At 52.5% G+C, this 13,783-nt stretch carries 11 protein-coding genes and 9 tRNA genes; 18 read left to right on the forward strand and 2 right to left on the reverse strand.

Annotation, left to right across the window (positions count from 1 at the left end; all coding sequences use genetic code 11):
* Positions 1 to 165 precede the first annotated feature (165 nt).
* The 16 genes from alaS (at position 166) to luxS (ending at position 9,462) form a co-directional block, all read left to right on the forward strand.
* Positions 166 to 2,793 (forward strand): alanine--tRNA ligase, encoded by a 2,628-nt coding sequence (gene alaS / locus LQ901_RS02325; protein WP_152136413.1) that lies wholly within the window; start codon positions 166 to 168, stop codon positions 2,791 to 2,793.
* Positions 2,794 to 3,061: 268 nt separating this feature from the next.
* Complete coding sequence (csrA, locus tag LQ901_RS02330; RefSeq protein ID WP_010864349.1) at positions 3,062 to 3,247, forward strand: carbon storage regulator CsrA; 186 nt, start codon at positions 3,062 to 3,064, stop codon at positions 3,245 to 3,247.
* 302 nt (positions 3,248 to 3,549) lie between these two features.
* Positions 3,550 to 3,639: transfer RNA gene (locus LQ901_RS02335), tRNA-Ser, on the forward strand.
* Positions 3,640 to 3,653: 14 nt separating this feature from the next.
* Positions 3,654 to 3,730, forward strand: a tRNA-Arg gene (locus LQ901_RS02340).
* A gap of 36 nt (positions 3,731 to 3,766) precedes the next feature.
* A tRNA-Arg gene (locus tag LQ901_RS02345) sits at positions 3,767 to 3,843 on the forward strand.
* 43 nt (positions 3,844 to 3,886) lie between these two features.
* A tRNA-Ser gene (locus LQ901_RS02350) sits at positions 3,887 to 3,976 on the forward strand.
* Positions 3,977 to 3,995: 19 nt separating this feature from the next.
* Positions 3,996 to 4,072 (forward strand) — tRNA-Arg (locus LQ901_RS02355).
* Between the two features lie 71 nt (positions 4,073 to 4,143).
* Positions 4,144 to 4,220: transfer RNA gene (locus LQ901_RS02360), tRNA-Arg, on the forward strand.
* Between the two features lie 79 nt (positions 4,221 to 4,299).
* Positions 4,300 to 4,376, forward strand: a tRNA-Arg gene (locus tag LQ901_RS02365).
* A gap of 83 nt (positions 4,377 to 4,459) precedes the next feature.
* Positions 4,460 to 4,536: transfer RNA gene (locus LQ901_RS02370), tRNA-Arg, on the forward strand.
* A gap of 75 nt (positions 4,537 to 4,611) precedes the next feature.
* Positions 4,612 to 4,688 (forward strand) — tRNA-Arg (locus tag LQ901_RS02375).
* Positions 4,689 to 5,068: 380 nt separating this feature from the next.
* Positions 5,069 to 6,082, forward strand: a complete 1,014-nt coding sequence (locus LQ901_RS02380) for an NADP-dependent oxidoreductase (RefSeq protein ID WP_064978093.1) — start codon at positions 5,069 to 5,071, stop codon at positions 6,080 to 6,082.
* Positions 6,058 to 6,630, forward strand: coding sequence for a fructose-1-phosphate/6-phosphogluconate phosphatase (gene yqaB, locus LQ901_RS02385; protein WP_064978092.1), 573 nt, complete (start codon positions 6,058 to 6,060; stop codon positions 6,628 to 6,630). Before LQ901_RS02380 ends, yqaB begins: the two co-directional genes overlap by 25 nt.
* Positions 6,630 to 7,073 carry a YqaA family protein gene (locus LQ901_RS02390; protein WP_064978091.1) on the forward strand — a complete coding sequence of 148 codons (444 nt, stop codon included), beginning with the start codon at positions 6,630 to 6,632 and terminating at the stop codon, positions 7,071 to 7,073. Before yqaB ends, LQ901_RS02390 begins: the two co-directional genes overlap by 1 nt.
* 92 nt (positions 7,074 to 7,165) lie before the next feature.
* Positions 7,166 to 8,722: a glutamate--cysteine ligase gene (gene gshA, locus LQ901_RS02395; protein WP_064978090.1), complete on the forward strand. Its 1,557-nt coding sequence runs from the start codon at positions 7,166 to 7,168 to the stop codon at positions 8,720 to 8,722.
* Between the two features lie 236 nt (positions 8,723 to 8,958).
* On the forward strand, positions 8,959 to 9,462 hold the full coding sequence (luxS, locus tag LQ901_RS02400; protein ID WP_064978089.1) for an S-ribosylhomocysteine lyase: 504 nt from the start codon (positions 8,959 to 8,961) through the stop codon (positions 9,460 to 9,462).
* A gap of 117 nt (positions 9,463 to 9,579) precedes the next feature.
* On the opposite strand, the gene LQ901_RS02405 is transcribed toward luxS, so the two are convergent.
* Together LQ901_RS02405 and LQ901_RS02410 are read right to left on the reverse strand one after the other, a co-directional pair.
* Complete coding sequence (locus LQ901_RS02405) at positions 9,580 to 10,872, reverse strand: CNNM domain-containing protein (RefSeq protein WP_010864343.1); 1,293 nt, start codon at positions 10,870 to 10,872, stop codon at positions 9,580 to 9,582.
* A gap of 184 nt (positions 10,873 to 11,056) precedes the next feature.
* Complete coding sequence (locus LQ901_RS02410; protein WP_010864342.1) at positions 11,057 to 11,848, reverse strand: inner membrane protein YpjD; 792 nt, start codon at positions 11,846 to 11,848, stop codon at positions 11,057 to 11,059.
* Between the two features lie 161 nt (positions 11,849 to 12,009).
* Between LQ901_RS02410 and ffh the strand changes: the two genes are divergently transcribed.
* Complete coding sequence (gene ffh, locus LQ901_RS02415; protein ID WP_010864341.1) at positions 12,010 to 13,371, forward strand: signal recognition particle protein; 1,362 nt, start codon at positions 12,010 to 12,012, stop codon at positions 13,369 to 13,371.
* A 162-nt stretch (positions 13,372 to 13,533) separates the two neighbouring features.
* A complete protein-coding gene (gene rpsP, locus LQ901_RS02420; protein WP_010864340.1) occupies positions 13,534 to 13,782 on the forward strand; it encodes a 30S ribosomal protein S16 in 249 nt (82 codons plus the stop codon).
* The last annotated feature ends 1 nt before the right edge of the window (position 13,783 follow it).

Genomic DNA, 13,783 nt, shown 5'->3' on the forward strand with positions numbered 1-13,783 from the left:
ATTTCACTGCACTAAAGCGGGTGGAATCAGCATTTTCTGCCGCCGAAAGTGCTATCTGAATTTACATCACTTGTGAGAAAATTTATCTTATCCACACTTTGATCGCCCCCGCTGTACAACAGGGACGATTCCTCAGCAATTTGATCTGACTCAGGACTTAGCTGCATGAGCAAGAGCACTGCCGAGATCCGCCAGGCGTATCTCGACTTTTTCCAGAGCAAAGGGCATCAAGTGGTGTCCAGCAGCTCACTCGTACCGGGCAATGACCCGACGTTACTGTTTACCAATGCCGGTATGAACCAGTTCAAGGATGTGTTCCTTGGTCTGGACAAGCGCCCTTATACCCGCGCGACCACCTCTCAGCGTTGTGTGCGTGCAGGCGGTAAGCACAATGACCTAGAAAACGTAGGTTATACCGCACGTCACCACACCTTCTTCGAAATGCTGGGTAACTTCAGCTTCGGCGATTACTTCAAGCACGATGCGATTCGCTATGCGTGGGAGTTCCTGACGTCGTCACAGTGGCTGGCACTGCCGAAAGAGAAGCTGTGGGTAACGGTGTACGCCTCTGATGATGAAGCGTATGACATCTGGGCCAAAGAAATTGGCATTCCAGAAGAGCGCATCGTTCGTATCGGTGACAACAAAGGTGCACCGTACGCGTCCGATAACTTCTGGCAGATGGGTGATACCGGCCCATGCGGTCCGTGCACCGAGATTTTCTATGACCACGGCGATCACATCTGGGGCGGTCCTCCAGGAAGCCCAGAAGAAGATGGCGACCGCTATATCGAGATTTGGAACAACGTGTTCATGCAGTTCAACCGTCAAGCTGACGGCACTCTGCTGCCACTGCCAAAGCCATCGGTAGATACCGGTATGGGTCTGGAGCGTATCACTGCGGTTATGCAGCATGTGAACTCCAACTACGAAATCGACGTCTTCAAAGCGTTGATCGCTAAAGCGGCCGAAGTGACCGGCGCGACCGATCTGGAAAGCAAATCACTGCGCGTGATTGCTGACCACATCCGTTCTTGTGCGTTCTTGGTATCTGACGGTGTAATGCCATCGAATGAAGGCCGTGGCTATGTGCTGCGTCGTATCATTCGTCGTGCCGTACGTCATGGTCACATGCTGGGTGCCAAAGACACGTTCTTCTACAAGCTGGTGGGTACGCTGATTGCCGTGATGGGCAGCGCTGCCGATGAACTGCAACAGCAGCAAGCACTGGTAGAAAAAGTGCTGCGTCTGGAAGAAGAGCAGTTTGCGCGTACGCTGGAGCGTGGTCTGGCATTGCTGGATGGCGCGCTGGCTGAACTGCAAGGCGACGTACTGGATGGCGAAACCGCGTTCAAACTGTACGACACCTACGGCTTCCCTCTGGATTTGACCGCTGACGTATGCCGTGAGCGCAACATCACCGTTGATGAAGCCGGTTTTGAAAAAGAAATGAAAGCCCAGCGTGAGCGTGCGCAGGCAGCTAACAACTTTGGTGCCGATTACAACAGCATGATCCGTGTTGACGGTCAGACCGAATTCCACGGCTACACCACTACCGCCCATCAAGGTCAGGTTGTGGCACTGTTCCGTGAAGGTCAGAGCGTTGAGCAACTGCATGCCGGTGAAGAGGCGATCATCGTCCTGAACGAAACTCCATTCTACGCCGAGTCCGGTGGTCAGGTGGGTGACAGCGGTCTGCTGTTGGCCGATGGCGTTGAGTTCATGGTGACGGATACCCAGAAATACGGTCAGGCTTTTGGTCACGTCGGTAAGCTGATGTCAGGGAGTGTAACGGTCGGTGATACGCTGCAAGCTGAAGTGGATGCAGCGCGTCGTCAGAGCATTCGTCTGAACCACTCAGCGACTCACCTGTTGCACGCTGCCCTGCGTAAAGTGCTGGGCGAGCACGTGGCACAAAAAGGTTCACAAGTGAGCGCGGATGCCCTGCGTTTTGACTTCTCGCATCTGGAAGCCATGAAGGCCAAAGAGCTGCGTGAAGTTGAGCGTTTGGTGAATGCGGAAATTCGTCGCAACCACAGCGTACAGACCGATGTTCTGGATCTGGACGAAGCCAAAGCTAAAGGTGCGATGGCGCTGTTTGGTGAGAAGTATGACGAGAAAGTGCGCGTACTGACCATGGGCGATTTCTCGGTCGAGCTGTGTGGTGGTACTCACGCTGCGCGTACCGGTGATATCGGCTTGTTCCGCATCACCTCAGAAGGTGGTGTAGCTGCAGGCGTGCGCCGTATTGAAGCGGTTACCGGTGAGCGGGCGATGGCCTTTACCGAGCGTCAGCAAGACCAGCTGGATGAAGCGGCCGGTCTGGTGAAATCCGACGCATTCAGCGTGGCGGAGAAAGTCCGTGGCTTGCTGGATCGCAGCAAGCAGCTGGAAAAAGAATTGCAACAATTGAAAGACAAGCTGGCCGCTCAGGAAAGCGCGGATCTGGTGCATAATGCTATCGAGGTCAAGGGTAAGAAGCTGTTGGTCAGCCTGCTCAAGAACGGCGATGCAAAAGCATTACGTACGATGGTCGATGACCTGAAAAACCAGTTGGGTTCCGGTATCGTGGTACTGGGACTGGCACAGGATGACAAAGTCAGCCTGATTGCCGGTGTAACCAAAGACTTGGTGGGTCAGGTGAAGGCTGGTGAGCTGGTCAGCATGCTGGCGGCACAAGTTGGCGGTAAGGGCGGCGGCCGTCCAGATATGGCACAGGCCGGTGGCTCTGATGCAGCAGCATTGCCTGCAGCATTAGACAGTGTTCAGGCATGGGTTGCTGAACGTCTGTAACCGTTAAGCTGAAAAAAACGTACTGACCTCATTTTGAGGTTAGTACGTTTTGTTTTTTGTGCAGTGTGTCGCTTGCTTCTGTCTGTACTGATGCCACAATAAAAATTGCAACTAATTGCACTTTATGAGGCAGGGTTGGGCAGTAGGGAACACTGTTTTATTAATTGAGTAGGCAAGAACTTTAGCTAATCGGCTTACGTTTTTGTGACTTATGTTGGATAATGTCAGTACAATTCTGACAATAAGCTATTAGTTCAAGGAGCAACGAATGCTAATTCTGACTCGCCGAGTTGGTGAAACCCTGATGATTGGTGACGAGGTTACCGTTACTGTACTGGGTGTAAAAGGAAACCAAGTCCGTATCGGTGTGAACGCGCCGAAAGAAGTCTCTGTTCACCGTGAAGAAATTTACCAACGCATCCAGGCTGAAAAATCTCAACAGCCTAACTACTAACCTTTTCCTTCCGGTTAGTACTGAACCTTCCCAGCGCGTCTCGCACTTTTTCTGTGGGACGCCGATTTTCCGATAAAGCTCACAAAACCCAACCCTGACTTGCTGGCATTATTAATGCCGTTGTGATGACGCACGCACAATAAAGCGAGTCAACGGTCTGCTGTGTTGATAAAAACGGCAGATGACCTGAAAAATCAGCAGATTGCCTGTTAAGTGTGCAAACGATATGATTTTACAGGATACTTCGGAAAAAACGTTTGACTTATAAGGCTGGGAAAGTAATATGTGCGCCACGCAACGCCGGTGAGATGGCCGAGAGGCTGAAGGCGCACCCCTGCTAAGGGTGTATAGGGGAAACTCTATCGAGGGTTCGAATCCCTCTCTCACCGCCATTTTGATTTGCAATGCATCCGTAGCTCAGCTGGATAGAGTACCCGGCTACGAACCGGGCGGTCAGAGGTTCGAATCCTCTCGGATGCACCATTTCAAAATGTATGCGGTCACAGGGAAATAAGTTGTGCATCCGTAGCTCAGCTGGATAGAGTACTCGGCTACGAACCGAGCGGTCAGAGGTTCGAATCCTCTCGGATGCACCATTTAATATCAATGATTCGCCAAGGTCGGCGGGTTATAAGTTTCGGTGAGATGGCCGAGAGGCTGAAGGCGCACCCCTGCTAAGGGTGTATAGGGGAAACTCTATCGAGGGTTCGAATCCCTCTCTCACCGCCATCATTTACGAAAGCACGATGCATCCGTAGCTCAGCTGGATAGAGTACTCGGCTACGAACCGAGCGGTCAGAGGTTCGAATCCTCTCGGATGCACCATCTTTTGTTTTGTGATGGCAGTGTGGAGCAATCCACGCACCTTGCTTCATGTTGTTGATGAAATACTCTATGCATCCGTAGCTCAGCTGGATAGAGTACCCGGCTACGAACCGGGCGGTCAGAGGTTCGAATCCTCTCGGATGCACCATATTTCATCAAGGTATGACGCAAGCAGTTGTGAATAAGCAACTGAACAGTACGAAAGTAAAACGTAAAGCACATGCAGGGCATCCGTAGCTCAGCTGGATAGAGTACTCGGCTACGAACCGAGCGGTCAGAGGTTCGAATCCTCTCGGATGCACCATTCCAACCTGCAGCAGCTATACTAAAAGCGCTAGTTTTTGCTAGTGCCAGTTTGGATAAATAAGATACACAAGTGTTACTCTTGCATCCGTAGCTCAGCTGGATAGAGTACCCGGCTACGAACCGGGCGGTCAGAGGTTCGAATCCTCTCGGATGCACCATACAAAAAGTGATAGTGATGAACGGCATTAAGCCGACATAAATCGGTATCACGGCTGTTACAGCCAACCAGATTTGCATCCGTAGCTCAGCTGGATAGAGTACTCGGCTACGAACCGAGCGGTCAGAGGTTCGAATCCTCTCGGATGCACCATCTAAAGTAGAAAGCCCCGTCATTGACGGGGCTTTTTGCGTTTATACCCTTCTGACTTGAAGTTGCTGCGTTGTTGGCTTCGTTCGCTTACTCTTTCCCTCTGAATTCATCTTATTTCCCTACCTACGCTTATTTTTTTTGTCTTGTTACGTTCGCGATTAACCGATTTTAGGCTAAACCGCAGTGGCAGTTTTGTTGCATGAAAGCTGCATCTAACCAGGGATTAGGCTAGAGTAACTGCGTTTTTACCCTACTGCCTGCGTTGTATGGCGTGAAAGCCTATTGGCTCTGGTGGTAAGGCGCGGCTCAGGCAGACCAACTCCCATGCAATGGCCGCAATTGGGCAACGGATCAGCAGATATTCAGCGAAGGAGTGACAGATGGCATCATCACAACAGGCTGCAGAATTTACGTGTGGCGAGAATATTGGGCTGGCGATCACCGCCTTTGGCGCGCCAGAGGTCTTGCAGGTGCAAACCTTGCCGATGCCGCAGGCCGGTGCGCAGCAGGTGGTGGTGCAAGTGGCTGCGGCGGGAATTAACCCGATTGATGCCAAAACTCGCGCAGGTTTAGGCTGGGCGGCACAGGCGCACAAAGATGATTTGCCTTGGGTACCCGGTTTTGATGTGGCGGGAACCGTTGTGCACGCGAGCAGCGATAGTGCATGGCAGTGCGGCGATCGGGTGGCCGGTTATGTGCAAGGTGGCGGCGGGTATAGCCGTTATTTGGCGGTACCGGATACATTGCTGGCACGGGTTCCAGATAACGTCAGTTTGGCGCAAGCCGGAGCCTTACCGGTGGCCGGGATCACTGCTTGGCAGATGGTACGCAAAATGGCGGTACAACCCGGAGAGCGGGTGCTGGTATCGGCGCCTGTCGGTGGGGTAGGTCATGTGTTGGTGCAGCTGTTACGCCGCGCCGGAGCGCAAGTCGTTGCGCTGTGTTCGGCACAAAAAAGTGCGTTAGCCCAGCAGTTAGGGGCGCACGAGATCATTGATTATCAGCAACCGTTGCCTACTGCTGCCGATATTTTGCCACGGCAGGTGGATGTCCTGTTCGATTTGGTGGGCGGCGATGCCGGCATCCGCGCTTTGACATGGGTGAAACCCTCCGGTCGCGTTCTGACACTACCGACCATCAGCGCTGAGCGAGTCTGCCAAGCGGCCGCAGAGCGAGGCATTTCAACGGCGGTTGGCTTATTGGCGCAGCCTAATGTGCACGATTTACAGGCATTGCTGGCGCTCATTGCGCAAGGCGAACTGCACATCATGCTTAGCAAGGAATATCCGCTGCAGGACGGTGCCGAGGCACACCGCGAGCTTGAACGAGGTCGCACCTGTGGCAAATTGATTTTTTCATTGGAGGAACCATGTACGACCGCTACCAAGGCCTGATTTTTGATATGGACGGTACCATCATTGAATCTTTGCCGGCACACCGCCAGGCATGGGAGGAGGTGTTGGGCCGTTACGGTTTGCCGTATGAGCCGGACTTTATGGCCTCGCAAAGCGGCGCGCCAACGTGGCAGATCGCCAGCTCGATCTTAACCCGTCACGGCGCTGATCTGGATCCGCGGCTGATCGCTAAGCAAAAAGCCGATGCGGTGGAGTTGCTGCTGTTTGATTTGTGTCGTCCGTTACCCCTGATTGAGGATGTGGTGAAAGCGTATCATGGGCGTCGTCCGATGGCGGTGGGAACCGGCAGTGAAACGGCGGTCGCCGAAGCGTTGTTGCGTCATATGGGGCTGCGCGATTATTTTGCGGCTCTGGTGGGAGCTAATGATGTGCAGGCGCATAAACCGGCGCCAGATACCTTTTTACTGTGCGCCGAGAAATTAGGCATCGCGCCACAGCATTGCGTGGTTTTTGAAGATGCAGAGTTCGGTCTGCAAGCGGCGCGCCGCGCCGGTATGGATGTGGTTGACGTGCGAACCCTGTACTGATGCTTAGTGCGGCATGGGAAAGCTATGGCCTGTGGGGGCTGCTGGCCAGCAGTTTCCTCAGCGCCACTATCTTACCGGGTAATTCGGAAGTGGTGTTGGTCTGGTTGCTGCACCAAGCACAGTGGCCACAGTGGCAATTGTTAGCCGCCGCCGTCGTGGGTAATACGCTGGGTAGCCTGTGCAGCGTGTGGATGGGGCGAGGTCTGGCGATCTTAAAACCGCAACGTGGATTAGATACCGCCACGCGCTGGATTGAGCGTTATGGCGTGTGGTCATTGTGGTTTAGTTGGTTGCCGTTGATCGGCGATATTTTATGTTTGCTTGCCGGTTGGTTTCGTTTGCCGTGGGCGTCATCCACACTGTTTATTTTGTTAGGAAAAACACTGCGTTATCTGGTAATCATACTTATTTTCAACGGGGCGAGCGGTATTTTATTCGGATAGGATAAAGAGTAACCGATTGTTATAACGTAGAAATTTACCTATTTAACCAGTATCCTTAACAGATTACGAGTTCAGGTAAAGGAAGGTCTATTTTGATTCCTGACGTATCAGCTGCATTATCATGGCTGGCGGCTAATCCGCACAGTGTTAAAGGTTTGGGACGCGGTATTGAGCGCGAAACCCTGCGTATTACGCCAGATGGCCATTTGGCGGCCACGCCACACGCCTCGGCGTTAGGCTCTGCGCTGACCCATAGCTGGATCACCACGGATTTTGCCGAAAGTCTGCTGGAATTCATCACCCCAGTGGAGCGTGATGTAGACCGTCTGCTGACATTTTTACGTGATATTCACCGTTATACTGCCCGTCAGGTGGAGAACGAGCTGTTTTGGCCGTTGAGCATGCCGTGCTTTATTGGCAATGAAGACGATATCGTTTTGGCGCAGTACGGCAGCTCTAACATCGGTAAGTTTAAAACGCTGTATCGCGAAGGGCTGAAAAACCGTTATGGCGCCTTGATGCAGGTGATCTCCGGGGTGCACTATAACTTTTCGTTGCCGGATACGTTCTGGCAATTGCGGTTTGCTGGTCAAGATCCGGCCACCTATCAGGAAAGTGTCTCGGATGGTTATTTCCGCCTGATCCGTAATTACTATCGTTTTGGCTGGGTGATCCCGTATCTGTTTGGTGCTTCACCTGCGCTGTGCCGTTCGTTTATCGCTGGCCGTGAAGATGTGCTGCCGTTTGAATCTAACGGCAAAGGGTTGATGTACCTGCCGTATGCAACTTCGCTGCGCATGAGTGATTTGGGTTACACCAATAAAGAGCAGAGTAAATTAGGCATTACCTTCAATCATCTGCACACTTATGTGGATGCGCTGAAAAAGGCCATTCATCAGCCTTCCAAGCAGTATGCTGAGCTGGGCGTGAAGGTAGATGGTCAGTATCGTCAGCTCAACAGCAATGTGCTGCAGATTGAAAATGAGTTCTATGCGCCGATTCGGCCTAAGCGTGTCACCTTACCGGGTGAGTCGCCGTCGGATGCGCTGCTGCGTGGTGGCATTCAATACATTGAAGTGCGCGCGCTGGATAACAACCCTTACTCACCAATTGGGATTGATGCCGAGCAGGTGCGCTTCTTGGATCTGTTCTTGATCTGGTGTGCGCTGGCCGATGCGCCAGAGATGAGCGAAGGTGAGTTGCTGTGTTGTCGTAAAAACTGGAACCGCGTGATCCTCGAAGGGCGTAAGCCGGGGCAGACCATCGGGATCGGGTGTGAGACTAGCCGTGAGCCGCTGTCGGAAGTGGGCCAGAAACTGTTTGCCGACTTGCGTAAAGTGGCCAGCGTACTGGATGCGGAGCAGGGCAATACTTATCAGGCGCTGTGCGATAAGCTCGAGCCGGCGTTTGCCGATCCATCATTGACCTTGTCGGCGCGGGTGTTGGATGACATGTTGCAGCAAGGCATGAGCGGCTTAGGTCTGGGGCTGGCGAGTCGTTATCATCGTCAATTAGCGTCCGAGCCAACCGAAATGGTGAGCGAAGCGGAGTTTGTGCAAGAGCGTGAACATTCGCAGCGTAAACAAGCTGAGATTGAAGCCGCTGATACGCTGAGTTTTGATGCGTATTTGCAGCAGCAACACTTTTGAGCGCTCCGATCGCGGGTTCAGTCGCAGGATTTTAACCGCGGCGCCCATAAAAAAGGCCACTCCAAGGTGGGGTGGCCGAAATACATCTCTGCGTGTGTAATTTCAGGGATGTGATGACAACAAAATAGCGCGTCTTACAGTAATTAAGACCGGATGCCGGATAAAAGGTTTCCCCTGTTTGACAAAATTTTTTTGTTTTTTTCACAGAAGATAAAATCAGTAAGGAAAACAGCCGCATGCCATTACTTGATAGTTTTACCGTCGATCATACCCGTATGGCTGCACCGGCCGTGCGCGTTGCCAAGACCATGCAAACACCGCATGGCGATACCATTACCGTGTTTGATCTGCGCTTTTGCGTTCCGAATCAGGAGATCTTGAGCGAAAAAGGGATCCACACGCTGGAGCACCTGTTCGCTGGATTTATGCGCGATCACTTAAACGGCAACGGAGTTGAAATTATCGATATTTCGCCGATGGGCTGCCGTACCGGCTTTTATATGAGCCTGATTGGTGCGCCGGATGCACAGCGGGTGGCAGATGCTTGGCTTGCCGCGATGCAAGATGTGGAGCAAGTGGCCTCGCAGGATGATATCCCAGAGCTGAACCGCTTTCAGTGTGGTACCTGTGCCATGCACTCGCTGAGCGAAGCGCAGCAGATTGCGCGTAATGTACTTAGCCGCGGTGTGGGCGTGAATCGCAATGACGAGCTGGCACTGGATCCATCGCTGTTGGGCTAACGCAATCATTGGGTAAGAGATTGGGGGCAACGGTTGGCATAATCGGAGCTCAGCATAAAAAAACCGCCACTAGCGAATCGCTGCGGCGGTTTTTTTTGCGTGCGCGGTTAGCCAGACTCAGCCATCATTTTCTGGCGTGGCATCGTCACCGTTATTTTTCGGATGTACCCGTACCAGTTTGACCATGTTGTCGCTGACTTCCAGAATATCGATCTGATGACCATACATGTGCACGCTGGTGCCGACATCAGGAATATCTTCCAAGTATTCGAGCAGCAAACCGTTGACGGTTCGTGGGCCATTGGTCGGCAGTTGCCAGTTAAAGGCCTTGTTCAGATCGCGAATATTGGCGGTACCTTCCACATAAATGGTGCCGTCACTTTGCGGAGTTACTTCTTCGGCCAGAGTTGGCGACATTGAGGTGGTAAATTCACCCACAATCTCTTCAAGAATATCTTCCAGCGTGATCAAGCCTTGAATATCGCCGTATTCATCGACCACCAGACCAAAACGCTGTTTATTGCGCTGGAACTTGAGAAGCTGCACGTTCAGCGGCGTGCCTTCCGGAACGAAATAAATCTCATCGGTGGCGCGCAGCAGCGTCTCTTTGTTGAACTCGTTCTTTTCCATCATCAAGCGGTAGGCTTCACGCACGCGCAGCATACCGATGGCATCATCCAAATTGTCGCGGTACAGCACCAAACGGGCATGTTGCGAGTGGTTGAGCTGACGGACAATACTCTTCCAATCTTCGTTGATATCGATACCGACCACTTCACTGCGCGGCACCATGATATCTTCCACTGTGATTTGCTCCAGATCGAAGATAGACAGCAGCATATCTTGGTTGCGGCGGGTAATGCGCGAGCCTTCATGCACAATCGTGCGCAGCTCTTCTTTGCTGACCGCTTGCGAGTTTTTCACATCGGAGCGCAAGCCAAACAGGCGCATCAAACCGGAGGTGATCAGGTTGGTAAACAGCACCACCGGCAGCATCAGCTTCATCAGCACATTCAGCAGCAGGGTGCTTGGGAAAGCAATTTTTTCCGGATACAGCGCAGCGATGGTTTTAGGCATCACTTCGGATACGATCAACACCACCAGAGTCAGCACACCGGTGGCAATCGCCACCCCGGCATCGCCATACAGGCGCATACCAATAATCGTGGCAATGGCCGAAGCGAGGATGTTAACCAAGTTGTTGCCAATCAGGATAAGGCTGAGCAGGCGATCAGGGCGCTGCAGCAAGTGTTCGGCACGCTTCGCGCCGCGGTGTCCTTCTTTGGACATATGCCGCAACCGGTAGCGGTTCAGCGACATCATGCTGGTTTCGGAGCCGGAAAAATAGGCAGAAATTAACAACATTAAAATCAGCACAATAAACAGTGTGCCGGTATGTATGTCGTCCAAGTAATGGTTCCTTTCGTCAGTAACAGTATTTCAGTAAAGACAATATCCAACAAAGACAGCGTCTTAGAAATGCTAAAGGGGCATTCAGGCTAGACAGTGTAGCAATAGCGACGCGGTCTGCGTAAACACGGTTTCAATAAATATGAGCTACATAGCGTAGAATCAAGCGGGTTGTGTCCGATAATCAGCGCAGGATCACTTCCTGCATAAAGCGGCTGCCAAAATAGGCCAGAGTCAGTAAGAACGCGCCGATCAGACTGAAGTAGACCATACGGCGTCCGCGCCAGCCTTGGCGAAAGTGTCCCCACAGCAGCACGCCATAGACCACCCATGCCAACATCGACAAAATGGCTTTGTGCGATTTGCCTTGCGCGAACATGTCTTGCAGGAAAAACCAGCCACTGATCAGTGTTAAGGTCAGCAGGATCTCACCAATTAAGGTGATCTGAAACAGCTGGCGCTCGATGGTCATCAATGGCGGGAAAATCGGGCTAAGCGGTAACCGTTTTTGCTTGAGGCGGTAATCCAACCACGCCAGTTGCAGGGCATACAAGGTGGCAATCATCAAGGTGGCATAGGCAAACAGAGCCAAGGTGATGTGCAGCAAAATACCGGCGTTATGCTCAAGATGCGTAATAAAGGCGCCGGGCAGGAAACTGGCTGCGGCCAGATTGATGGCGGCAAAACTATACACCACCGGCATCAAAAACCAGACCCGATAACGCAGGAGCGACAAGGTCATCAATAAGGTGATGATCAAGCCAACCAGCGACGCCACATTCATCAGGCTGAGGTTTTGTCCGCTGACCGCACCAAAAATGAGCTCTTGCAGGGTGATCCCATGAAACAGCAGTGCGAAACCGGCACAGGCAAACACGGCCCGTGGATTCGGTCCGTTTTTACGCAGCAAACTCGGAATAATCAGCCCCAGACAGGCGGCATAACCCAGTAAGGCGAGTGTCGCGAAAATTGGCATAAGTCGGTGTCAGTGGTTGCATAACCTGATAGAAGAAAAGCTAGTATACCGTCCCTTCGGCAATGCTCCAACCTTGTGACTGCCACATAAGCAGAATAATCAGGTATAATCCCTTCAATTATTAAGCCACACAGACCCTGTGCAAGCGGACACTGACTACGATGTTTGAGAATCTTTCTGATCGACTGTCGCGCACTCTGCGCAATATCAGCGGCCGTGGCCGACTGACTGATGAAAATATTAAAGACACCCTGCGTGAAGTACGCATGGCGTTACTGGAAGCGGATGTCGCTTTGCCCGTGGTACGTGATTTTATCAATCGCGTTAAAGAGCGTGCCGTTGGCCAAGAGGTCAACAAGAGCCTGACGCCGGGTCAGGAGTTCGTGAAAATTGTACGTAACGAACTCGAATTGGCGATGGGCGAAGCCAACAGTGACCTGAATCTGGCGGCGCAACCGCCAGCTGTGGTGCTGATGGCGGGTCTGCAGGGGGCCGGTAAAACCACCAGTGTGGCCAAGCTGGGTAAATTCCTGCGTGAGCGTAAGAAGAAAAAAGTGCTGGTGGTGTCCGCGGACGTGTATCGCCCGGCGGCGATCAAACAGCTGGAAACCTTGGCGGAAAGCGTTGAGATCGATTTCTTCCCATCGGATCCGCAAGAAAAGCCGCTAGCGATCGTTAACAAAGCGCTGCAGCACGCCAAACTGAAATTCTATGATGTGCTGTTGGTGGATACCGCCGGTCGTTTGCACGTTGATGGCGAGATGATGGATGAGATCCAGCAGCTGCATGCGGCCATCAACCCAATCGAAACCCTGTTCGTGGTCGATGCCATGACCGGTCAGGATGCGGCCAACACCGCCAAGGCATTTAACGAAGCGTTGCCATTGACCGGTGTGATTTTGACCAAGGTCGATGGTGATGCCCGTGGTGGTGCGGCGCTGTCTATCCGTCATATCACCGGCAAGCCGATTAAATTCCTCGGTGTGGGCGAGAAAACCGATGCGCTGGAGCCGTTCTTCCCGGATCGCGTCGCGTCACGAATTCTGGGCATGGGCGATGTGCTGTCGCTGATTGAAGATCTGGAGCGTAACGTTGACCGTGAACAGGCCGAGAAAATGGCCGAGAAGTTCAAGAAAGGCGATAACTTCGACCTGGAAGACTTCCGCGATCAGCTGCAACAGATGCGCAATATGGGCGGCATGATGAGCATGTTGGAAAAACTGCCGGGTGCCGGTCAGTTGCCGGATAACATCAAAGCGCAGATGGATGACAAGGTCACCGTGAAAATGGAAGCGATGATCAACTCCATGACCCGTGCTGAGCGCCGTAACCCTGAGCTGATTAAAGGTGGCCGTAAGCGCCGTATCGCTATGGGTGCTGGTGTGCAGGTGCAAGATGTGAACCGTCTGCTCAAGCAATTTACTGAAATGCAGCGCATGATGAAAAAAATGCGCAAAGGCGGCATGGCGAAAATGATGCGCGGCATGAAAGGTATGATGCCACCGGGCATGTTTGGCCGTTAATCCTTACCGTAGCGGTGCCTTGACAGGTGCCGCGTGTGTAAATCCGTTAAGGCAGGTTGCTTTTTACCCTGAAACGAGTAAAATTCGACAGCTTTTTCGCAGACCCCGGAGTCCGACCCTCAATACGGTCTCTGGGTGTTTTTGTTAATATAAGAGGACGTTATGGTAACTATTCGTTTGGCACGTGGCGGCGCTAAAAAGCGTCCGTTTTATCAAGTAGTCGTAACCGACAGCCGTAGTGCGCGTGATGGCCGTTTCATCGAGAGCGTGGGTTTCTTCAACCCAATCGCTGCTGGTGCGGCTGAGAAGGTTCGTCTGGACCTGGATCGCATCAACCATTGGCTTGGCCTGGGCGCTACTGTAAGCGACCGTGTTGCTAAGCTGCTGAAAGACGCGCAGAAAGCTGCGTAAT

It is taken from the genome of Plesiomonas sp. PI-19 (assembly GCF_021368255.1).
Lineage (GTDB): Bacteria > Pseudomonadota > Gammaproteobacteria > Enterobacterales > CAMTGL01 > Plesiomonas > Plesiomonas shigelloides.